Raw genomic sequence first — 20,420 nt, forward strand, 5'->3', positions numbered from 1 at the left:
ACCGCCGTCGCCTACCGTGCCGTTATGAAGCTTCTGTCTGTGAACCTGGGCCGCCGGAAGTCCGTGCCCTACACCGATCACCCCGAAGGTGTGACCGGGATCGACAAGCAGCCGGTGGAGGGGCCGGTGCGGGTGGCGGCGCCCGGGCCCAAGGGGACCGGCGGCAGCGGTGTGGCCGGGGACCAGATCTGCAGCCTGCGTCATCACGGCGGCGACGACCAGGCCGTGTACGCGGTCGCGCGCGAGGACCTCGACGACTGGGAGCGCGAGCTGGGGCGCCCGCTGGTGAACGGCGTCTTCGGCGAGAACCTCACGACCTCGGGCCTGGACGTGTCCGGGGCGCTGATCGGCGAGCGCTGGCGGATCGGTTCCGAGCTGGTGCTGGAGGTCACGAGCGGCCGGATTCCCTGTCGCACCTTCCAGGGCCATCTGGGTGAGAAGCAGTGGGTGAAGCGGTTCATGACGAAGGGTGCGCCGGGCGCGTATCTGCGCGTGATCGAGCCGGGTGAGATCCGGGCGGGCGACTCCGTGGAGATCATTCACCGTCCGGACCATGATGTGACAGTGGCATTGCAGTTCCGCGCGGTGACGACGGACCGGAAGCTGCTGCCGCGGCTGCTGGCCGCCGGGGAGGCGCTGCACCCGGAGTCGCTGGAGGCGGCGCACAAGTACGTGGCGCAGCAAGGAGCTTGACGTACCGTCATCGGCGAGGCCGGTGAACTCACGCCCTTACGCCCGCTGACCAGCGCTCCCGACGGCCGTCTTCGCCCGGGCTTCACCGATCGGGAGGGCCTGTGCAGTAAACGGATGCACGTGGTCCGGGTCACTAATCTTGCGCCATGACAACGGCATTGATTACGGGATCGACCGCGGGTATCGGCGCCGCGTTCGCGCGGCGGCTGGCCTCCGACGGGCACGACCTCGTCCTGGTGGCCCGGGACACCAAGCGGCTGCGCGAGCAGGCCACCGAACTGCACGACCGGCACGGCATCGAAGCCGAGGTGCTGACCGCCGACCTCGCCGAGGACACCGGCATCGAGGCGGTCGCCGCCCGCCTCGGCGACCGCAGGAACCCCGTCGACCTGCTGATCAACAACGCCGGCTTCGGCAACAAGGGCCGCTACCTCGACGTCTCCATGGCCGACGAGCTGAAGATGCTCAAGGTCCACTGCGAGGCGGTACTGCGGCTGACCTCGGCGGCGACGGAGGCGATGCGGGAGCGCGGGCGCGGCGGTGTCGTCAACGTCGCGTCGGTCGCCGCCTTCGTACCGCGCGGGACGTACGGCGCGTCCAAGGCGTGGGTCGTGCAGTTCACGCAGGGAGCGGCGCGGGATCTGGCCGGGAGCGGGGTACGGCTGATGGCGCTGTGCCCCGGATTCGTACGCACGGAATTCCATGAGCGGGCCGGAATGGGAACGGACAACATTCCGGGGTGGATGTGGCTGGACGCGGACAAATTGGTGGCGGCGGGGCTCGCGGATCTGGCGCGGGGGAAGTCGGTCTCCATTCCGGACCCTCGCTACAAGGCGTTGATGGGCGCGGCGAAATTGGTGCCTCGGGGGATGCTGGGCGGGATCAGCTCCCGGACCGGGCGGAAGTACGGGCCGCAGTAGGTTTCGGAGCGGCCGGCGAGTCATGATCAGGTCGCTCGGCCGGCCGCGCCTGGGCCCGACAGGCACGGCCTCCCGGTGCCGAGGACAATGGAGACGTCCAGCCCCACCCAGCCCCATCGGGAGGCGACGACGTCATGACCTTCGTGCAGTTGATCGATTGCAGGACCAGTCGGTTCGACGAGATGAACCGGCTGATGGACAGGTGGGTCGAGCAGACCAAGGGGAAGCGGACGGCGACGCACGACGTCATCGGGAAGGACCGCTCCGACTCGGGGCACTTCGTCGAGATCGTGGAGTTCGCGTCGTACGAGGACGCGATGCGGAACTCGAATCTCCCCGAGACCGACCGGATCTTCCAGCAGATGGTCGCGCTCTGCGACGAGACGCCGACGTTCACCGATCTCGACGTCGTGCGGGACGAGCAGCTGAATTGCCTGGCCGCGCGGGGTTTCTTCGAGGACATGGGGAGGATGGCGCCGGAGGACATCGGGGACCATCTCACCGACGACTACGTGGACGACGACCCGTCGTATCCGGAGCCGGTGCGCGGTGTGGAGGGGATCCGGGAGCAGTACGCGGGGTGGCGTGCCGCCTTCGACTTCGCCTTCCGGATCGACGACCAGATGGCCCAGGACGACCAGGTCTGCACACGCTGGACGTGGAGCGCCCGGCACAACGGTGAGTTCCTGGGGATCGCGGCGACCGGTCAGGACGTGACCATGCGGGGCATGACCTGGCAGCGCTTCAGGGACGGCAGGATCTGCGAGAGCCACTGGATGTACGACCGGGCCGGGCTGCTGGAGCAGCTGGGGGTACTCGGCCGGTAGGACCCGCGAGCCCGCGAACAGGACCCAAGAGCCCGCGAAGGGGAAAGCCCCGGTTCCGCGCCTGCGCGCGGGACCGGGGCTCTCTACGAGCGGCTGGGCTCAGTGGGCGTGCCCGTGGCCGTGGCCACCGGCCGCCGCCGGCTCCTCCTCTTCCTTCTTCTCGACGACCAGGGTCTCGGTCGTGAGAAGCAGGGAGGCGATGGAGGCGGCGTTCTCCAGGGCGGAGCGGGTCACCTTGACCGGGTCGATGACGCCGGCCTTGACCAGGTCGCCGTACTCGCCGGTCGCGGCGTTGTAGCCGTTGCCCTTCTCGAGCTCGGCCACCTTGGAGACGATGACGTAGCCCTCGAGGCCCGCGTTCTCGGCGATCCAGCGCAGCGGCTCGACGGCGGCCTTGCGGACCACGGAGACACCGGTGGCCTCGTCGCCGGTCTTGTCGAGGTTGCCCTCGAGGACCTTGACGGCGTGGACCAGCGCGGAGCCACCACCGGAGACGATGCCCTCCTCGACCGCGGCGCGGGTCGCGGAGATGGCGTCCTCCAGACGGTGCTTCTTCTCCTTCAGCTCCACCTCGGTGGCGGCGCCGACCTTGATCACGCACACGCCGCCGGCCAGCTTCGCGAGGCGCTCCTGGAGCTTCTCGCGGTCCCAGTCGGAGTCGGTGTTCTCGATCTCGGCCTTGATCTGGGCGACGCGGCCCGTGACGTCCGCGGAGTCGCCGGCGCCGTCGACGACCGTGGTGTCGTCCTTGGTGACGGTGACACGGCGGGCGCTGCCGAGCACGTCCAGGTCGGCCTGGTCGAGCTTGAGACCGACCTCCTCGGAGATGACCGTGGCGCCGGTGAGGACCGCCAGGTCCTGGAGCATCGCCTTGCGGCGGTCACCGAAGCCGGGGGCCTTGACCGCGACCGCGTTGAAGGTGCCGCGGATCTTGTTGACGACCAGGGTCGACAGGGCCTCGCCGTCGACGTCCTCGGCGATGATCAGCAGCGGCTTGGAGCCACCCGACTGGATGACCTTCTCCAGCAGCGGCAGCAGGTCCTGGATGGAGGAGATCTTGCCCTGGTTGATGAGGATGTAGGGGTCCTCCAGGACAGCCTCCATGCGCTCCTGGTCCGTCACGAAGTACGGCGACAGGTAGCCCTTGTCGAAGGCCATGCCCTCGGTGAAGTCCAGCTCCAGACCGAAGGTGTTGGACTCCTCGACGGTGATGACACCGTCCTTGCCGACCTTGTCCATCGCCTCGGCGATGAGCTCGCCGACCTGCTGGTCCTGGGCGGACAGCGCGGCGACCGCGGCGATGTCGGACTTCTCGTCGATCGGGCGGGCCGAGGCGAGGAGGTCCTCGGAGACGGCGGCCACGGCCGCGTCGATGCCCTTCTTGAGCGCGGCCGGGGAGGCACCCGCGGCAACGTTCTTCAGGCCCTCGCGGACCAGCGCCTGGGCCAGCACGGTGGCGGTGGTGGTGCCGTCACCAGCGATGTCGTTGGTCTTGGTCGCCACCTCCTTCACCAGCTGGGCGCCGAGGTTCTCGTACGGGTCCTCGATCTCGACCTCACGGGCGATCGTGACACCGTCGTTGGTGATGGTGGGCGCGCCGAACTTCTTGTCGATGACGACGTTGCGGCCCTTGGGGCCGATCGTCACCTTGACCGTGTCGGCCAGCTTGTTGACGCCGCGCTCGAGGGCGCGACGGGCGTCCTCGTCGAACTTCAGGATCTTCGCCATGACAGCGGGAGCCCTCTCGAAATCTGTGGGTTCAAAAAGACACTGCGCCCCGGGCGCCCGGCTTCTTTAAGTGGTCGCGGGGGCCAGGGGCGCAGCTGGAAAAACTATGAGGTGGTGCTTACTTCTCGATGATCGCGAGCACGTCGCGAGCCGAGAGGACGAGGTACTCCTCGCCGTTGTACTTCACCTCGGTGCCGCCGTACTTGCTGTACAGCACGATGTCGCCGGTCTTGACGTCGAGCGGCAGGCGCTCGCCGTTCTCGAAGCGGCCCGGGCCCACGGCCAGGACGACGCCCTCCTGGGGCTTCTCCTTGGCGGTGTCCGGGATGACCAGGCCAGAGGCGGTGGTCTGCTCGGCGTCGAGCGGCTGGACCACGATGCGGTCCTCGAGCGGCTTGATGGCAACCTTGGAGCTGGTGGTCGTCACGATCCGACCTCCCCCTTCGGAGATCTCACGGGGTTAACTGTCTGAGGTGGCGACCAGGTGGATCCGTCGTCGCGGGTGCCGGACCTGCCCGTCGCGTAGTTGGCACTCTCCAGTGGGGAGTGCCAGACCCGAGACTATGACCGTGATTAGCACTCGGTCAAGCGGACTGCTAATTCACGACGGCGCGGCGCATCCCGGCGGCCTCGCCCTCGGCCTCGCTACAGGTAGTCCTCCAGGCGCCCCACCGTGAGTCCCCGCTGCTGGATCTCCCGCAGCAGCCGGGTCGTCCGCTCCCGCAGACTCAGTCCGGCGGGCTCACCCGAAGGGACGGACACGATGTCCCCGGCGCGCAGCCGGGCGGGCCCCCCGGCGTACGTCAGTCCGCCGTCGCCCTCCATCGCCGCCCGCCAGAGCACGACCGCCGTGACACCGCAGTGCGCGGCGGCGCGCAGCGTGGTGGCGTCGTAGGTGCCGTAGGGCGGGCGGAAGAGGCGGGGGCGGATGCCGAAGCGGGCGCGGAGCTTGTTCTGCTGGCCGCAGATCTCGGCGCGCTGCCCCGCGTACGGCAGACCGCGCAGGGCGGCGTGGTGGAGGGTGTGGTTCTGGATCGACGCGCCCACCGAGCGCAGCCGGGCGAAGTGGCCGTAGCCCGGGCCGACCACGCTGTCCGTGAGGAACATGCTGACGGGCAGCCGCAGCTCGCGGACCATGTCGACGAAGCGCGGGTCCTTCTCGGCGCCGTCGTCGTAGCTGAGGAAGACGACCCGGTCGCGGGTGGGGACGCGGTGCACGACGGGCAGCCGGTCGCCGGCCGGGTGCGGTGTCCTGCGCGCGGGCGGGGACGGCGGCGCGGGCAGCGGGGCGGTCAGGCCCCAGCGGCGGTACGGCTGTTGCGTGTGCGTGGGGTTCTTCGCCGAGCGCGCCGACCGCTCGGCCGGCCCGCCGCGGGGGTCGGCCGGACCCGTCGGCTGCGCACAGCCCGCGAGCAGGGCGGACGCCAGGACCACTGCCGCGAGGGCCCGCGACCCCGGCGTCCGCGCCGATCTCACAGGTAGTCCTCCAGCCGTGCCACCGCGTACCCCTCGGCCGTCACCTTGTTCAGGAACCGGCGGATCATGTCGGGCATTGTGCCCTTCCAGTCCTCCCGGCCCCGGAAATGACTGAGCACGATGTCACCCGGTCGGATCTTCCGGTCCCACTCGCGGTAGTCCCAGTGGTCGACGAAGACCTCCTCGTTCCACAGCGGGACGTACTCGATGCCGCAGGACTTCGCGGCCCGCAGGCTGTTGCGGTTGTAGTTGCCGAAGGGCGGGCGGAAGAGCAGCGGGCGCTTGCCGTAGCGCTCCTCGATGACCTCCTGCATGCCGCAGATCTCGTGCTGCTGGCGGCGGTAGGACAGGGCCGGGAGGTAGGGGTGGTGCAGGGTGTGGTTGTTCAGGCCCACGCCGCTGCGCTGCATCCGCCTGAAGTAGCCGTAGTCATCCTTGATCAGGTAGTTGCTGAGGAAGGCGGTGTACGGCACCTGGAGGTCGTCCATCATCCGCAGGAAGGTCGGGTCCTTCTCGGCGCCGTCGTCGATGGTGAGGAAGACGACCCGGTCGCGGGTGGGGACGGTCGTGAAGACCGGCGGCAGCCCGAGCTCCTCGTGTCCGTCGACCTCGAAGCCGTCGCGGGTGGTGATCTCCGGCTTCTTCGCCGGGGGCGGCGGGGGCGTGAGCGGGACGCTGTCCAGGCGCCAGCGCCGGGCGGCGGCGATCCGGGCGGTGCGGGCCTCGTGGACCGACTGGAACTTCTCGGCCTGCGAGTTCGCGGTGGCGGCCGGCGACGACGCCTCGAGCGGCTGCCGGCTCGGCGGGGCGCCCGCGGCCTCGGATCCGCCTCCCGGGCCGGACACGCCCGTCGGCCCGGACGCGCCTCCCGCCCAGGGCGGAGCTCCGGTCCCGGGTCCGCCGGGCCGGGCACAGCCGGAGGCGATGGCGGCCACGACCAGCACGGCCATGACGCCGTGGACGCGCGCACGCCGGGCCGTCCGCCGACGGTGTCCTACGGGTACCGCCCCATTCCCGAGGCATTTGTCATTTTGTACTACTAGTCGCATGGAGCCGGATCCTGGCAGGCTCCCGCCCCGAACCCGGCCCGACACCGCGGCAGTCGGCGGACCATCCACCGACTGGCCCACAGCGCGGGCGGCGCGGCGCGTGGCCGACGGGTGGCGGGCGGTACGGGCCGCGGGCGGTACGGGCCGCGGGCGGGACACGGTCCCGACGGTGGGCGGCAGACGGTCCGGGCGGCGGGCGGGACACGGTCCGGCGGCGGGCGCCGGGCAGCACCCCGCGACCGGGCCGTACGCCGTCCGCGCCGCGCCTGGCCGACAATGTCCCGGTGAACGACCACCTCGCCTCCCTCTCCCTGCTCCTCACCCCCGAGGGCCGCGCCCTCCTCGACGTCGTCCGTGACACCGACCCCGCCGACGAACTCGCCGTCGCCACCCGGCTGCGCCGCGAGCACCCCGCCGAGCTGGTGTCGGCGGCCCTCGGTCAGGCGCGCCTGCGGCAGCGGGCGGTGGCGAAGTTCGGGGCGGCGGACGCGGGGCGGATGTTCTTCACGCCGAACGGGGTCGAGCAGTCGACGCGGGCGAGCGTGGCGACGTACCGGGCTGAGCGGATGCGGGAGCTGGGCATCGGCTCGGTCGCCGACCTGTGCTGCGGGATCGGCGGCGACGCCGTCGCGCTGGCGCGGGCCGGGATCCGGGTGCTGGCGGTGGACCGGGATCCGGCGACGGCGGCAGCGGCGCGGGCGAACGCCGAGGCCCTCGGACTCGCCGGCCTGGTCGAGGTGCGGGAGGCGGACGTCACCGAGGTGGACACCAGCGGCTACGACGCCGTGTTCGTCGACCCGGCGCGGCGCGGCGGACGCGGGCGGATCTTCGACCCGGAGGCGTATTCGCCGCCGCTGTCCTGGGCCGTCGAGGCGGCACGCAAGGCACCGCACGCCGCCCTGAAGATCGCGCCCGGCGTCCCCCACGAGGCGGTCCCCGACGACGCCGAGGCCGAGTGGATCTCGGACGGCGGGGACGTGAAGGAGGCGGTGCTGTGGTTCGGCACCGCCCCCGGGGCGATCCGCGCCACCCTGCTCCCGGGCCCGCGCACGCTGCTCTCCCGCGGCCTGCCCGACCCCGAAGTCCGGTCCGTCGGCCGGTACTTGTACGAGCCCGACGGCGCCGTCATCCGCGCCCATCTGGTCGCCGAGGTCGCCGACGACCTGGACGGCGGGCTTCTCGACGCGACCATCGCGTACGTCACGGCCGACGAACTGCGGCCGACGCCGTACGCGACGGCGTACGAGATCACCGACCGGCTCCCCTTCAACGTCAAGAAGTTGAAGGCGCTGCTGCGGGAGCGCGAGGTGGGTGTCCTGACCGTCAAGAAGCGCGGCTCCGCCGTCGAGCCGGAGGAGCTGCGCAAGAAGGTCAAGCCGCAGGGGCCGAACGCGGCGACGGTGTTCCTGACCCGGGTGGCGGGGGCGCCGACGATGCTGGTGGGGCGGCCCGCGTAGTCACGCGCCGGTGTCCGCCGCCCGCCTGAGCAGCATCTCCCGCTCGGGCGCGTTCCGGGTCAGCGTCGCCGCCCGCTCGAACTCCGCCCGCGCCTCCGCCGTACGACCGAGGCGCTGGAGCAGGTCGCCGCGGACGCTGGGCAGCAAGTGGTAGTCCCGCAGCGCCGGTTCGGCGGCGATGGCGTCGACGATCTCCAGGGCGGGCTCCGGGCCGTCGGCCATCGACACGGCGACCGCGCGGTTCAACTCGATGACCGGGGAGGGCACTCGGGCGGCGAGGAGGCCGTAGAGGGTGGCGATGGTCTTCCAGTCGGTCTCGTCGTAGGTGTACGCGTGCGCGTGGCATGCGGCGATGGCCGCCTGGAGGGCGTACGGGCCGGGGGCGCCGGTGGCGGTGGCGTCGGCGCGGGACAGGGCCTGGATGCCGCGGGCGATGAGCATACGGTTCCAGCGGCCGCGGCTCTGGTCCTTGAGCAGGATCGGCTCGCCGGACGGGCCGGTGCGGGCCGCCGCGCGGGACGCCTGGAACTCCAGGAGGGACGTCAGGGCGTGCACCTCCGGCTCCTTCGGCATCAGCCCCGACAGCACGCGGGCCAGCCGCAGCGCGTCCTCGCACAGCCCCGGGCGCAGCCAGTCGTCGCCGGCCGTGGCGGCGTACCCCTCGTTGAAGATCAGGTAGATGACGTCGAGGACGGAGCCGAGCCGGGCCTCGCGGTCGGGGCCGTACGGGACCTCGAAGGCGACGTTCTTCGTGGCGAGCGTGCGCTTGGCGCGGACGATGCGCTGGGCGACCGTCGGCTCCGGGACCAGGAAGGCCCGGGCGATCTCCGGCGTGGTCAGACCGCCGAGGAGGCGGAGGGTGAGGGCGATGCGGGACTCCGGCGACAGCACCGGGTGGCAGGTGGTGAAGACCAGGCGCAGCAGGTCGTCGTCGATGTCGTCGGGGTCGGAGGGCTCCTCGGGGGGTGCCGTCGTCTCCAGGTCGCGGCCGATCTCGGCGAGTTTGCGGGCGTAGTTCTCGCGGCGGCGGATCAGGTCGACGGCACGGTTCTTGGCGGCGGCCATGAGCCAGGCGCCGGGGTTGTCCGGCACGCCGTCGCGCGGCCACTGCTCCAGCGCGGCGACCAGCGCGTCCTGCGCGAGCTCCTCGGCGATGCCGACGTCGCGGACCAGCCGGGTGACGGCCGCGATGACCCGCGGGGACTCGATACGGAAGACGGTCTCGACGGTCGCGGCCGTGCCGGCGGCGACACTGCCGGGCTCGGCGGTGCCGCGGTCGCTGTCCGCGGCGGCACGGCCGGTGTCGGTGTCCGCGGTGGGCTGGGGCTGTGGTTCCACAGCCCACCATCAGACACCCGTACGGCCACGGAGCCAAGGAACCGGATCAGCCCTCGGCGATCTCCCGCACCTCGCAGGTCACCGTCCACTCCTCGCCGTGCACCTTGACGAACCGCTTGGTCCACTCCAGGGCCTCGGCCATGTCCTTGCACTGCATGAGCGCGTAGCCGCCGATGACCTCCTTGGACTCGGTGAAGGGCCCGTCGGTGACGGAGATGCTGCCGCCCTCCCAGTGCACGCGGCTGCCCTGCGCGGACGGCGTCAGTCCGGCCGTGTCGAGCATGACGCCGGCCTTGGTGATCTCTTCCATCAGCTCGCCCATCCGCTGCATCAGCTCGGGGCTCGGGCCCTCGGCGGGGGCGGTGGACTCGTCGATCTTCACGAGCGACAGGTAGCGGGGCATGGTGGCTCCTCGTGTGCGGGGACCGGGTTCTTCCCGGCCTCTCACACCTTCGTCGAACGGCGGACCGCCCGATCGACACGCCCCCCGGATTTCCCCGAAGATTTTTTTCTCACCTCAGGGACTCCCACAGCTCGCCCGCCTCCGGCTCCTCGGCCACCACCCGGTTGCGGTCCGACGGCGCCGGTACGACCGGCATCATGACCGTCCGCACCGCGTCCGACGTCAGGCCGCTCAGGCTGCGGCCGAGGCTCACCAGCTCGGTCAGGGAGTCCAGGCCGGTGTCGGTGGTCAGGCCGGCCGTCACCGCGTCGGCGACCCGGTAGAGCCGGGTGGGGTCGGTGAGCAGGGACGTGGCGGACATCTGGTCCAGGAGGGCCTTCACCAGCGTCTGCTGCAGGCCGATGCGGCCGAGGTCGCTGCCGTCGCCTATGCCGTGCCGGGTGCGGGCGAGGGCCAGCGCCTGCTCGCCGTCCAGATGGTGCGTGCCCGCCTCCAGGGTCAGATGACTGTCCTCGTCGTCGATGTCCTCGTCCGTCGTGACGGTGACGCCGCCCAGCGCGTCCACCAGCTTCGCGAAGCCGGAGAAGTCGATCTCGATGTAGTGGTCCATGCGGATGTCCGTGAGCGACTCGACGGTCTTGACCGCGCAGACGGGGCCGCCGATCGAATACGCGCTGTTGAACATGGAGTTGTACGACACCTCGGTCGACCCGCCCGACGGCAGCGGGCAGGACGGGCGGGTGACCAGGGTGTCGCGCGGGATGGAGACGACCGTCGCCTCCGTGCGGCCGGCGTCGATGTGCACGACCATCGCGGTGTCGGAGCGGGCGCCGGTGCTGCTGCCGCCGCCGAGTTCCCGGTTCTCCTCGCCGCTGCGCGAGTCCGAGCCGAGGACCAGGATGTTCAGGGAACCCGTGGGCAGCGGGGACTCGGAGGCGGAGGGGGCCGGCGTAGTCATCGCCCTGGGCGGGCGGTTGTCGCCGAGCGCGCTGTCGATGTCGACGCTCTTGATGTTGTCGTTGAGGTGCCAGTAGACCCAGCCCGCTGCGGCGACGCCCAGGGTCAGGATGCCGGCGAGGAGAAGGCCGACGGTCTTGAGTGCTGTCGACCGCCGGCCCGGGTCTCTGCCGTCGTCCTCGTCCGCTTCCCGTCCGTTCGCGCCAAGTCCCGTCATAGGCAGGAACGTACGTCCGAATTATTACGGGCAGGGATGCCAGACCGCCTTTTCTTCGGAAATTCTCAGACTTCCCGACCGAACCGGCCCCGATTCAGGACCCGTTGGCACGGGACGCCCCTGAACCACCGCCGGAAGCCAGCCTGTTGTCGAAAGTTTCGTCCGCACGACCGACTGACTTCGGTGCGCGGTGAAGGCGGCGCGAAACACCCGTCCCTGCGGCAACGGACCCCTACCGCTGCGTCGCAGGCGGCTCCCCCGTGCTGCTGCGCACCACCAGGCTGGTCGCCAGCTCCACCCGTGTCGCCGGCGCCCCTTCCTCGCGCGCGAGGTCGAGCACCAGCTTCGCCGCCGCCTCGGCCATCTCCGTCAGCGGCTGCCGTACGGTCGTCAGCGGCGGCCCGACCCAGCGGGCGACCGGCAGGTCGTCGAAGCCGACGACGCTGAGGTCCTCGGGGATGCGCAGCCCCAGCTCGCGCGCGGCCTCGTACAGTCCGAGCGCCTGGAGGTCGTTGCCGGCGAAGACGGCGGTCGGCCGGTCCGGGCGGCGCAGCAGCTCAAGGCCCTGCCGGTAGCCGGTCTCGTGGTGGAAGTCGCCGGGCCGGATCAGGTCCTGCTCGACCGGCAGCCCGGCCGTCTCCAGGGCGGCCCGATAGCCGTCGAGGCGGGCGCGGCTGCACATCATCCGGGACGGCCCGGTGATCGCGCCGATCCTGCGGTGGCCGAGGTCGACGAGGTGCCGGGTGGCGGCGAGCCCGCCCTGCCAGTTGGTGGCGCCGATGGACGGCACGTCGGCGCCGGGGTCGCCCGCCGGGTCCATCACCACGAACGGGATCGAGCGGCTGGTGAGCAGGGCGCGCTGGGACTCGTCGAGGCCGGACAGCACGAGGATCACGCCGTGCGGGCGGCGGGCGGCGACCTGGTCGGCCCAGGTCCGGCCCGGGGTCAGCCGCCCGGCGCTCTCGCTCAGCACCACGCTCAGGCCCGCGTCGCGGGCGACGTTCTCCACGCCCCGGATGACCTCCATCGCCCACGCGCTCTCCAGCTCGTGGAAGACCAGGTCGATCAGCGGCGAGCGGCTGGCCTCGGCCCGCCGGCGCCGGTAGCCGTGGGCGCGCAGCAGCTCCTCGACGCGGGTGCGGGTGGCCGGGGCGACGTCGGCGCGTCCGTTGAGGACCTTCGAAACAGTCGGCGCGGACACGCCTGCCTCACGCGCGATCTCGGCGAGCGTGGCGGTCTGCGCGGACCGGCCGGCCGCAGGTGCCGTCGTCGTGGTCGTCCGGGTTTCCGACGTTGTCGACCGGCTTTCCGACTCTGTCGTCCGGGTTTCAGCGGGCTCACGGGCTGTCATGGCGGCGATCGTATCCCTGCGCGACCTCTTGACGAACCCTTCTCGCCGCACCTAGGTTCCGGAACATTCGAGGTGAATAACGAAACATTCGCGAGTGGGCCATCGCCCCGACAGGAGTTTCATGACCACCGCCCCCTGGCGCGACCCCGCCCTGTCCGCCGCCGCCCGCGTCGACGACCTCCTCTCCCGGATGACCCTTCAGGAGAAGACCGCCCAGCTCTACGGCGTCTGGGTGGGCGCCGCCACGGACGGCGACGGTGTCGCCCCGCACCAGCACGACATGGCCACCGACCGCACCGCCGACGAATGGGACGAGCTGATCACGCACGGCCTCGGCCAGCTCACCCGCTCCTTCGGCACAGCGCCCGTGGACCCCGCGCTCGGCGCGCAGGCACTGGCTCGCGCCCAGCGCCGTATCGCCGGGGCGGGCCGTTTCGGCATCCCCGCGGTGGCGCACGAGGAGTGCCTGGCCGGCTTCACGGCCTGGCGGGCCACGGCGTACCCGGTCCCGCTCGCCTGGGGAGCCACCTTCGACCCCCCGCTCGTCGAGGAGATGGCCCGGCGCATCGGCCGTGACCTGCGCTCCGCCGGCGTCCACCAGGGCCTCGCGCCGGTCCTGGACGTCGTACGCGATCCGCGCTGGGGCCGGGTCGAGGAGACCATCGGCGAGGACCCGTACCTGACCGGCACGATCGGCACGGCCTATGTCCGGGGTCTGGAGTCGGCCGGCGTCATCGCGACGCTCAAGCACTTCGCCGGGTACGCGGCGTCGGCGGGCGCACGCAATCTCGCGCCGGTGCGGGCGGGCGTGCGCGAACTCGCCGACGTCACCCTCCCTCCGTTCGAGATGGCGCTGCGCGAGGGCGGGGCGCGGTCGGTGATGGCGGCGTACAACGAGACGGACGGGGTGCCTGCGTCGGCGGACCCGGGGCTGCTGACCGAACTCCTGCGCTCGGAATGGGGCTTCACGGGCACGGTGGTCGCCGACTACTTCGGCATCGGCTTCCTGCAGACGCTGCACCGGGTGGCGGGCAGCCCGGCACAGGCGGCGCACGCGGCGCTGGCGGCGGGCATCGACGTGGAACTCCCGACGGTGAAGTGCTACGGAACGCCGCTCGTCGAAGCCGTCCTGGCGGGCGAGGTCCCGGAGGAACTCGTGGACAGGGCGGCACGGCGGGTGCTGCTCCAGAAGTGCGAGCTGGGACTGCTGGACGAGGACTGGACGCCGGAGCCGGCGACGTCGCACATCGACCTGGACTCCCCCGGGAACCGGGCGTTGGCCCGCCGGGTGGCCGAGGAGTCGGTGGTGCTCCTGGACAACCCGGACGGCGTGCTGCCGCTGCCGCCGGACGCCCGCGTGGCGGTGGTGGGCCCGCGCGCGGCGGACGCCCTGGCCATGCTCGGCTGCTACTCCTTCCCGTCCCACGTCCTCACGCACCACCCCGAGGTGCCGATGGGCATCGAGATCCCGACGCTCCTGGAGGCCCTGCGCACCGAACTCCCCGACGCCAAGGTGACGTTCGCGGAGGGCTGCGGGGTCACCGACCCCGACACGGCCGGTTTCGAGGAGGCGGTGGCACGGGCGTCGGAGGCGGACGTGTGCCTGGCGGTGCTGGGCGACCGGGCGGGCCTGTTCGGGCGCGGCACCTCGGGCGAGGGCTGCGACGTGACGGACCTGCGGCTGCCCGGCGTACAGGCCGAACTCCTGGACGCGCTGGTGGCGACGGGCGTCCCGGTGGTCCTGGTCCTGCTGACCGGCCGGCCCTACGCCCTGGGCCGCTGGGCGGGCCGCCTGGGAGCGGTCGTCCAGGCCTTCTTCCCGGGGGAGGAGGGCGGCCCGGCAGTGGCAGGAGCCCTGTCGGGCCGCGTGAACCCTTCGGGCCGACTGCCGGTGAGCGTGCCCCGGGACCCCGGGGGCCAGCCGTGGACATACCTCCAGCCACCACTGGGCCTGGCGGGAGAGGTCAGCAACCTGGACCCGACACCGCAGTACGCCTTCGGCCACGGCCGCTCGTACACGACGTTCACCTGGGACGACTTCCAGGGCACGGCCTCGGAGATCCCCACCGACGGCACGTACGACCTCTCACTCACGGTCCGCAACACGGGATCCCGAGCGGGCGCGGAGGTCATCCAGCTCTACCTGCACGACCCGGTGGCCTCGGTCACCCGCCCGGACGTCCGACTGATCGGATACCAACGAGTGAACCTGGAACCGGGCGAGTCCCGCCGAGTGACCTTCCACTTCCACCCCGACCTGTCCTCCTTCACCGACCGCTCAGGACGAAGGGTGGTCGAACCGGGGGAACTGGAGCTGCGGGCGGGGGCGTCGAGCACGGACGTACGGCATGTGGCACGGATCCAATTGACCGGCCCTGTGCGGGAGTTGGGGATGGACCGGCGGTTGCGGTGCGAGGCGGAGGTGTCGGCTTGACGGGACGCCGGAGCGGGGCCGCGCCTCCGCTCCGGTCAGCGGCCCTCGATCCCCACCGACTCGAACCGCCACCGATGGACCGCCCGGGTCACCAACTCCCCCTCCGGCTCCGGAAGTTCGGGCAGGTCCGTGTCGAGAGGCGCATCCCACCAGGTGATGACGAGGACGCGGTCCTCGGGGGCCTGGAAGGTCTCCCGGCGTAGGGGGCGTACCGCCAGCTCCTGGCCCCGGGCCCACGCGAGGAGTTCCGCGCCCCGGCCGGGGGCCGCTCGTGCCTCCCACATCAGTGCGACCGTCACGAGTACAGGTTCTCCTTGCTGACCTCGTGCACGTGGTCGTGGTCATGGGTGTGGCCGTGGGCCTCGTCCGTGAAGTTTCCCGGTACGTGCGGGTCCGTCACCGGCAGGGACGAGTCCGCCGACAGGTCCCAGCTGGACGCCGACCGGTTGCGGGCCACCATCTCCGCGCCCAGTGCCGCCACCATCGCGCCGTTGTCGGTGCACAGCTTCGGCCGCGGCACCCGGAGCCGGATGCCGGCCGCCTCGCACCGCTCCTGCGCCAACGCCCGCAGCCGGGAGTTGGCGGCCACTCCACCGCCGATCATCAGGTGGTCGACGCCCTCGTCCTTGCAGGCCCGTACGGCCTTTCGGGTCAGCACGTCGACGACCGCCTCCTGGAAGGACGCCGACACGTCACGCACCGGCACCTCCTCCCCCGCCGCCCGCTTGGCCTCGATCCAGCGGGCGACCGCCGTCTTCAGACCCGAGAACGAGAAGTCGTACGCCGGGTCGCGCGGGCCCGTCAGTCCGCGCGGGAAGGCGATCGCGTTCGGGTCGCCCTCGCGGGCGTAGCGGTCGATGACCGGCCCGCCGGGGAAACCGAGGTTCAGCACGCGCGCGATCTTGTCGAAGGCCTCGCCGGCCGCGTCGTCGATGGTCGCGCCCAGCGGCCGTACGTCCGAGGTGATGTCGGTCGACAGCAGCAGCGACGAGTGGCCGCCGGACACCAGCAGCGCCATCGTCGGCTCCGGCAGCGCGCCGTGCTCCAACTGGTCCACGCAGATGTGGGAGGCCAGGTGGTTGACGCCGTAGAGCGGCTTGCCCAGCGCGTAGGCGTACGCCTTCGCCGCCGAGACGCCCACCAGCAGCGCGCCCGCCAGGCCCGGACCGGCGGTCACCGCGATGCCGTCGAGGTCGCGGGCGCTCACCCCGGCCTCCTTCAGCGCGCGGTCGATGGTCGGGACCATCGCCTCCAGGTGCGCCCGCGAGGCGACCTCCGGCACGACGCCGCCGAAGCGGGCGTGCTCGTCGACGCTGGAGGCGACGGCGTCGGCGAGCAGGGTGGTGCCGCGGACGATGCCGACGCCTGTCTCGTCACAGGAGGTCTCGATGCCGAGGACGAGGGGAACGTCGCGCGAGTCAGCCATTGATCTCGGTTCCTTGTACGGAGTTTTCGGGGGCGGTCAGTCGCATCACCAGGGCGTCGACGTTCCCCGGCTGGTAGTAGCCGCGTCGGAAGCCGATGGCCTCGAAGCCGAAGCGCTCGTAGAGCTTCTGCGCGCGGACGTTGTCCACACGGCACTCCAGCATCACTTCGGCGCACTCGAAGTCGCCCGCGGCGCGCAGCAGTTCGGTGAGGAGCCGGCCGCCGAGGCCGGTGCCCCAGTGGTCACGGGCGACGGCAATGGTCTGGATGTCGGCGAGGTCCCCGGCGGAGGCGAGGCCGGCGTAGCCCACGACCCGGTCGGGTCCCTCGGCGACCACATAGCGCCGGGTCGCCTCGGGCCCGCGCGAGTGCGCCAGCTCGGACCAGAACATGCCCCGGGACCAGGCGTCCTCGGGAAACAGGTCCTTCTCCAGCTCCAGCACGCGATCGATGTCCCACCAGCGCATCTCGCGCAGCGGAGGACCGGAGGCAGCGGCGGCGGGAGTCACGGGTTCGGTCACTTGGGGGTGACCACCTTGTAGTTCTTGGGGACCTGGGCGTCGGGCCTGCGCAGATACAGCGGCCGCGGCGCGGGGAGTTCCTCGCCCGCCGCCAGCTTCTCGGCGGCCAGTGCGGCGAGCGCCGCCGCCGACACGTGCTCGGGCTCGTGGGCGCGGGGGAAGGTGTCGGGGTACAGCAGCGCGCCCGCGCCGACGGCCGGCAGCCCGGCGACCTCGTCGGCGATGTCGGCGGGCCGGTCGACGGCCGGGTCGGTCAGCCGAGTGCGGGAGTCGGCGTACCGCGCCCAGTAGACCTCCTTGCGCCGGGCGTCCGTCGCGACGACGAACGGGCCCTTCTCGATGTCGGCCGCGTAGGCGAGGCCGTCCAGCGTGCACAGGCCGTGCACGGGGACGCCGAGGGCGAGCCCGAAGGTGTCGGCGGTCATCAGGCCGACGCGCAGCCCGGTGTAGGGGCCGGGTCCGATGCCTACGACGATGGCGGTCACGGCGTCGAGCCGTTTGCCGGCCTCGGCGAGAACTCGGTCGACGGCCGGCAGCAGCAGCTCGCCGTGCCGGCGCGCGTCCACCTGGCTAGAGGAGGCGATGACGTCCGTGCCGTCGTGCAGCGCGACGGTGACGGCGGGGGTGGCGGTATCCAGAGCGAGCAAGAGCACGCAAACAGCCTACGGCGCCCGCGCCCCGTCGGGCGCCGCCGCGTTGCACGGCCCGTTCGCCCACGGGGTGCCCTCGGCCGGTCCGGCGGACGCGAGCCTGCTCAGCGCGTGTTCGACACCGGCGCGCCCCTTCGGCTCACTCGCGGGGCGGGCGCTTGACGGCTGCTACGGTCGGGCTGAATCGGGCTGGATCACGACATATGACGCGAACGCTGAGGTGAGCGCGGTGGCAGGCAGCAGCTCCTCAATCGTGGCGGGGCTGACCGCGGCTGCCCTGGCGACGGTCGGCTTCCTCGCCTTCCGGGCCTCGGCCACCGTCCCGGCCGACCTGGCGGGGCCGCGCGGCGGCGACGTGCAGGGGGTGAGCGCCTCCAAGGTGCCGCGTGACCGCGAGGACCCCGACGCGCTGCCCGACGGATCCGGTACGGGGCAGCGGGTCGTGTACTCGGTGGACGACGACCGGGTGTGGCTGGTCGCCGGGGGCGGCAAGGTCAAGCGCACGTTCCGCGTGTACCCCGGATCGGTCGACCCCCCGACGGGCGTGTACGCGGTCACCTCGCGCTCCAACGCGGCCACCGGCACCGACGGCGCCTCCATCGAGCACGTCATCCGCTTCGCCAGCGTGGACACCGTGACCATCGGCTTCAGTACGACCGTCAGGAGCCCGTCGACGCATCCCGACCCGGCCCTGGAGACGGGCGGTATCCGTGAGTCGCGGGCGGACGGCGACGCGATGTGGGACTTCGCGACGATCGGCCGCGCGGTCGTGGTGATCCGCTAGGCCCCTGGGCCCCTAGGCCGCTTCGCGGTGCGTGGTGCGCGGCGGGTGCTCCGGCCGCCCGTGCTGCCGCGGCCGCCCGGCCTCGGGCTCTCGCGGCGGAGTGGAGATCAGTCTCGCCGCGGCGCCGGCCGCGAGCAGATCACGCATGGACACCCCGGCGGTCACCTCGGGCCGCTGCTGGGCCGTGTTCTCCGATGCCGGCATGGACGCCTCCTGGGGGCCGGGGGCGGACGTAGTTAGGCACACCTAACTACGGACTGGGTACCATGTGACCACGCACAAGACCGCGAACGCAATATTTTGCCGACGTCTTGTCGGAATGTTCATCGCCGACGGCAGGCGCAGACCGCCGACGGCACGTTCAGGCCGGCGCAGCACGCTCAGACCGCCGAGTGCACGCTCAGGCCGACAGCACGCTCAGGTCCGCCGTCGCCCAGCGCTCCCCGAGCCCGGTCACGGTCACGTGCCGCACCTCGTCGGTCTCCGGGGGTCCGGGGGTCGCCCCCCGGGAAGACGCAGTGCCGACGGCCCGGTGGATCACGACCTGGAGCCGCTCCTCGGTCAGCTCCTCGACCTTGCCCTCGCCCCACTCCACGACGATCACCGAGTCGGGCAGCGAGACGTCGAGGTCGAGGTCCTCCATCTCGTCGAGTCCGCCGGACAGCCGGTAGGCGTCGACGTGGACGAGCGGCGGACCGTCGCCGAGGGACGGGTGCACACGGGCGATCACGAAGGTCGGGGACGTGACCGCTCCCCGGACCCCCATCCCTTCGCCGAGCCCGCGCGTCAGCGTCGTCTTGCCCGCGCCGAGCTCCCCGCTCAGCATCACCAGGTCGCCGGCGCGCAGCAGCTTGGCGAGGCGGCGGCCCAGCTCCCGCATCTGGTCGGGAGCGGTGACGGTCAGCTGAAGGTCACCCGCGTTGTGCGGTGCTGCTGGTGCTTCCATAGCCACTAACGGTAGCCCCTGCCGGCACGGCACCCGCCCGGGTGAGCAGGTCGGCCAGACGGTCGGTGACCACTTCCGGGTGCTCCAGCATGACCAGGTGCCCGGCGTCCGGCACGAGCACCAGTTCGGCCTCCGGCAGATGGTCGGCGATGGCCTCGCTGTGCTCGCTGGGCGTGACGAGGTCGCCCACGCCGGCCAGGACGAGCACCGGCATGTCCGTGAACAGGGCGAGCGCCTCGGTCTTGTCGTGGTCGGCGAAGGCCGGGTAGAACTCCGCGACCACGTCGATCGGCGTCCCCTCGATCATCCGCTCGGCGAACCGGGCGACGGCCGGGTCGACGTCCCGGGACGAGAACGAGTACCGCTTGATGATCCCGGCGAACAGGTCGGCGGTGGCCCGCCGCCCGCGCTCCACCAGCTCGGCCCGCTGCCCCAGCGCCTTGAGCACGCCCGGCAGCACTCGCCGCACCGCGTTCACCCCTGCGACGGGCAGTCCGAAGTTGACCTCGCCGAGCTTCCCGGACGACGTACCGACGAGTGCGGTGGCGACGACCCGGTCGCGGATCAGGTCCGGGAACTGGTCCGCGAGCGCCATGACGGTCATCCCGCCCATGGAGTGCCCGACCAGCACGAGCGGCCCTTCCGGCGCGGCCGCGTCGATGACGGCCTTCAGGTCGCGCCCGAGCTGCTCGATGTCGACGTGCCTGCCCTCCTGCGTCTGGGCGACGCCGCGCCCCGAGCGGCCGTGGCTGCGCTGGTCCCAGTGCACGGTGCGCACGACGCCCCGCAGGGCGGCCCGCTGGAAGTGCCAGGAGTCCTGGCTCAGGCAGTAGCCGTGGCTGAAGACGACGGTGACGGGGGCCGGTGCCTTGCGCCCGAAGAGCCGTCGCCGGCGCGGGCTGAGGGCGGGAGCGGCCTCGGGGTCGATGTCGTCGACCTCGTAGTACAGCTCGGTGCCGTCGTCGGAGTACGCCTTGCCGGGTGTGCCGCGCAGCGAGCCGTACGGTCCCGCCGAGTCGAGCGCGAGTCTGGCCTTCTGCCGCATGCCGCGGCCCACTGTCATGCGCTCTATGGCGACGCCGGCCGCGGCGCCCGCCGCGATCACGCCTATCGCCGCACCGGCGATGCCGGTGGCCCTGCGCCAGTTCGCGGCCGCCCCCGTGGCGGAGGCGACGGCCGCGACGGCCTCCGCACTGCTCTCGCTCACGTACCGCTCCTCTTCGCCTGGTCTGGTGGTGCCGTTG

The 20,420-nt window shown here is 71.9% G+C and carries 21 protein-coding genes; 6 read left to right on the forward strand and 15 right to left on the reverse strand.

All coding sequences use genetic code 11. The annotated features are described in order from the left end of the window. Window positions 1-24: 24 nt before the first annotated feature. The 3 genes from CP983_RS17050 to CP983_RS17060 all read left to right on the forward strand — a co-directional run bounded on the left by CP983_RS17050 (window position 25) and on the right by CP983_RS17060 (window position 2,440). Entirely contained in the window at window positions 25-693 is a 669-nt protein-coding gene (locus tag CP983_RS17050; RefSeq protein WP_107904022.1) for an MOSC domain-containing protein, read from the forward strand. Window positions 694-839: 146 nt separating this feature from the next. After that, window positions 840-1,613 (forward strand): SDR family NAD(P)-dependent oxidoreductase, encoded by a 774-nt coding sequence (locus tag CP983_RS17055; RefSeq protein ID WP_107904024.1) that lies wholly within the window; start codon window positions 840-842, stop codon window positions 1,611-1,613. A 134-nt stretch (window positions 1,614-1,747) separates the two neighbouring features. Further along, the gene (locus CP983_RS17060; protein WP_107904027.1) at window positions 1,748-2,440 is read left to right on the forward strand and encodes an ester cyclase; all 693 of its coding nucleotides are present in this window, start codon (window positions 1,748-1,750) and stop codon (window positions 2,438-2,440) included. 99 nt (window positions 2,441-2,539) lie between these two features. Here CP983_RS17060 and groL read toward each other — a convergent pair whose 3' ends face one another. The 4 genes from groL to CP983_RS17080 form a co-directional block, all read right to left on the reverse strand. Next, on the reverse strand, window positions 2,540-4,168 hold the full coding sequence (groL, locus tag CP983_RS17065) for a chaperonin GroEL (RefSeq protein WP_107904029.1): 1,629 nt from the start codon (window positions 4,166-4,168) through the stop codon (window positions 2,540-2,542). Between the two features lie 118 nt (window positions 4,169-4,286). Then, on the reverse strand, window positions 4,287-4,595 hold the full coding sequence (gene groES, locus CP983_RS17070; protein ID WP_003998759.1) for a co-chaperone GroES: 309 nt from the start codon (window positions 4,593-4,595) through the stop codon (window positions 4,287-4,289). A gap of 218 nt (window positions 4,596-4,813) precedes the next feature. Continuing rightward, window positions 4,814-5,644 carry a polysaccharide deacetylase family protein gene (locus tag CP983_RS17075; protein ID WP_150500308.1) on the reverse strand — a complete coding sequence of 277 codons (831 nt, stop codon included), beginning with the start codon at window positions 5,642-5,644 and terminating at the stop codon, window positions 4,814-4,816. After that, window positions 5,641-6,693: a polysaccharide deacetylase family protein gene (locus CP983_RS17080; RefSeq protein ID WP_167537717.1), complete on the reverse strand. Its 1,053-nt coding sequence runs from the start codon at window positions 6,691-6,693 to the stop codon at window positions 5,641-5,643. The genes CP983_RS17075 and CP983_RS17080 overlap by 4 nt, the downstream gene beginning before the upstream one ends. A 284-nt stretch (window positions 6,694-6,977) precedes the next feature. Here CP983_RS17080 and CP983_RS17085 point away from each other — a divergent pair, with 284 nt between their 5' ends. Then, complete coding sequence (locus CP983_RS17085) at window positions 6,978-8,150, forward strand: THUMP-like domain-containing protein (protein WP_167537718.1); 1,173 nt, start codon at window positions 6,978-6,980, stop codon at window positions 8,148-8,150. On the opposite strand, the gene CP983_RS17090 is transcribed toward CP983_RS17085, so the two are convergent. The 4 genes from CP983_RS17090 to CP983_RS17105 form a co-directional block, all read right to left on the reverse strand. Beyond that, window positions 8,151-9,488 carry an RNA polymerase sigma factor gene (locus tag CP983_RS17090; protein ID WP_150500314.1) on the reverse strand — a complete coding sequence of 446 codons (1,338 nt, stop codon included), beginning with the start codon at window positions 9,486-9,488 and terminating at the stop codon, window positions 8,151-8,153. 46 nt (window positions 9,489-9,534) lie between these two features. Continuing rightward, window positions 9,535-9,891: a YciI family protein gene (locus tag CP983_RS17095; RefSeq protein ID WP_030952213.1), complete on the reverse strand. Its 357-nt coding sequence runs from the start codon at window positions 9,889-9,891 to the stop codon at window positions 9,535-9,537. A 109-nt stretch (window positions 9,892-10,000) separates the two neighbouring features. After that, window positions 10,001-11,065 carry an LCP family protein gene (locus CP983_RS17100; protein ID WP_150500316.1) on the reverse strand — a complete coding sequence of 355 codons (1,065 nt, stop codon included), beginning with the start codon at window positions 11,063-11,065 and terminating at the stop codon, window positions 10,001-10,003. Window positions 11,066-11,297: 232 nt separating this feature from the next. Then, window positions 11,298-12,416, reverse strand: a complete 1,119-nt coding sequence (locus CP983_RS17105) for a LacI family DNA-binding transcriptional regulator (RefSeq protein ID WP_150500318.1) — start codon at window positions 12,414-12,416, stop codon at window positions 11,298-11,300. Window positions 12,417-12,537: 121 nt separating this feature from the next. Here CP983_RS17105 and CP983_RS17110 point away from each other — a divergent pair, with 121 nt between their 5' ends. Continuing rightward, window positions 12,538-14,850, forward strand: coding sequence for a beta-xylosidase/alpha-l-arabinosidase (locus CP983_RS17110; RefSeq protein WP_150500320.1), 2,313 nt, complete (start codon window positions 12,538-12,540; stop codon window positions 14,848-14,850). A 35-nt stretch (window positions 14,851-14,885) separates the two neighbouring features. Here CP983_RS17110 and CP983_RS17115 read toward each other — a convergent pair whose 3' ends face one another. Genes CP983_RS17115 through tsaB form a run of 4 tightly spaced genes read right to left on the reverse strand, consistent with a single transcriptional unit; the run spans window position 14,886 to window position 17,449 of the window. Further along, window positions 14,886-15,149: a hypothetical protein gene (locus CP983_RS17115; protein ID WP_150500322.1), complete on the reverse strand. Its 264-nt coding sequence runs from the start codon at window positions 15,147-15,149 to the stop codon at window positions 14,886-14,888. Beyond that, window positions 15,146-16,276, reverse strand: a complete 1,131-nt coding sequence (gene tsaD, locus CP983_RS17120) for a tRNA (adenosine(37)-N6)-threonylcarbamoyltransferase complex transferase subunit TsaD (protein WP_030952202.1) — start codon at window positions 16,274-16,276, stop codon at window positions 15,146-15,148. The genes CP983_RS17115 and tsaD overlap by 4 nt, the downstream gene beginning before the upstream one ends. Beyond that, a complete protein-coding gene (gene rimI / locus CP983_RS17125; RefSeq protein WP_371127627.1) occupies window positions 16,269-16,796 on the reverse strand; it encodes a ribosomal protein S18-alanine N-acetyltransferase in 528 nt (175 codons plus the stop codon). Before rimI ends, tsaD begins: the two co-directional genes overlap by 8 nt. Then, on the reverse strand, window positions 16,793-17,449 hold the full coding sequence (tsaB, locus tag CP983_RS17130) for a tRNA (adenosine(37)-N6)-threonylcarbamoyltransferase complex dimerization subunit type 1 TsaB (protein ID WP_125527851.1): 657 nt from the start codon (window positions 17,447-17,449) through the stop codon (window positions 16,793-16,795). Before tsaB ends, rimI begins: the two co-directional genes overlap by 4 nt. Window positions 17,450-17,675: 226 nt before the next feature. Between tsaB and CP983_RS17135 the strand changes: the two genes are divergently transcribed. Then, entirely contained in the window at window positions 17,676-18,230 is a 555-nt protein-coding gene (locus tag CP983_RS17135) for a hypothetical protein (RefSeq protein WP_150500324.1), read from the forward strand. 12 nt (window positions 18,231-18,242) lie between these two features. Here CP983_RS17135 and CP983_RS17140 read toward each other — a convergent pair whose 3' ends face one another. From CP983_RS17140 to CP983_RS17150, 3 genes are all read right to left on the reverse strand, one after another. Further along, a complete protein-coding gene (locus CP983_RS17140; protein WP_150500326.1) occupies window positions 18,243-18,434 on the reverse strand; it encodes a hypothetical protein in 192 nt (63 codons plus the stop codon). Between the two features lie 196 nt (window positions 18,435-18,630). After that, a complete protein-coding gene (gene tsaE, locus CP983_RS17145; protein ID WP_125527848.1) occupies window positions 18,631-19,176 on the reverse strand; it encodes a tRNA (adenosine(37)-N6)-threonylcarbamoyltransferase complex ATPase subunit type 1 TsaE in 546 nt (181 codons plus the stop codon). Then, the gene (locus tag CP983_RS17150) at window positions 19,142-20,383 is read right to left on the reverse strand and encodes an alpha/beta fold hydrolase (protein WP_125527847.1); all 1,242 of its coding nucleotides are present in this window, start codon (window positions 20,381-20,383) and stop codon (window positions 19,142-19,144) included. Before CP983_RS17150 ends, tsaE begins: the two co-directional genes overlap by 35 nt. Between the last annotated feature and the right edge of the window lie 37 nt (window positions 20,384-20,420).

The sequence above is a fragment of the Streptomyces chartreusis genome, from assembly GCF_008704715.1.
Lineage (GTDB): Bacteria > Actinomycetota > Actinomycetes > Streptomycetales > Streptomycetaceae > Streptomyces > Streptomyces chartreusis.

Excerpts from the sequence above, each read along its gene's own strand:
- tsaE (WP_125527848.1), bottom strand. The coding sequence starts at position 19,176 with ATGGAAGCACCAGCAGCACCGCACAACGCGGGTGACCTTCAGCTGACC.
- groL (WP_107904029.1), bottom strand. The coding sequence starts at position 4,168 with ATGGCGAAGATCCTGAAGTTCGACGAGGACGCCCGTCGCGCCCTCGAG.
- CP983_RS17095 (WP_030952213.1), bottom strand. The coding sequence starts at position 9,891 with ATGCCCCGCTACCTGTCGCTCGTGAAGATCGACGAGTCCACCGCCCCC.
- CP983_RS17100 (WP_150500316.1), bottom strand. The coding sequence starts at position 11,065 with ATGACGGGACTTGGCGCGAACGGACGGGAAGCGGACGAGGACGACGGC.
- tsaD (WP_030952202.1), bottom strand. The coding sequence starts at position 16,276 with ATGGCTGACTCGCGCGACGTTCCCCTCGTCCTCGGCATCGAGACCTCC.
- CP983_RS17080 (WP_167537717.1), bottom strand. The coding sequence starts at position 6,693 with ATGCGACTAGTAGTACAAAATGACAAATGCCTCGGGAATGGGGCGGTA.
- CP983_RS17105 (WP_150500318.1), bottom strand. The coding sequence starts at position 12,416 with ATGACAGCCCGTGAGCCCGCTGAAACCCGGACGACAGAGTCGGAAAGC.
- CP983_RS17050 (WP_107904022.1), top strand. The coding sequence starts at position 25 with ATGAAGCTTCTGTCTGTGAACCTGGGCCGCCGGAAGTCCGTGCCCTAC.
- CP983_RS17055 (WP_107904024.1), top strand. The coding sequence starts at position 840 with ATGACAACGGCATTGATTACGGGATCGACCGCGGGTATCGGCGCCGCG.
- CP983_RS17140 (WP_150500326.1), bottom strand. The coding sequence starts at position 18,434 with ATGCCGGCATCGGAGAACACGGCCCAGCAGCGGCCCGAGGTGACCGCC.
- CP983_RS17110 (WP_150500320.1), top strand. The coding sequence starts at position 12,538 with ATGACCACCGCCCCCTGGCGCGACCCCGCCCTGTCCGCCGCCGCCCGC.
- CP983_RS17060 (WP_107904027.1), top strand. The coding sequence starts at position 1,748 with ATGACCTTCGTGCAGTTGATCGATTGCAGGACCAGTCGGTTCGACGAG.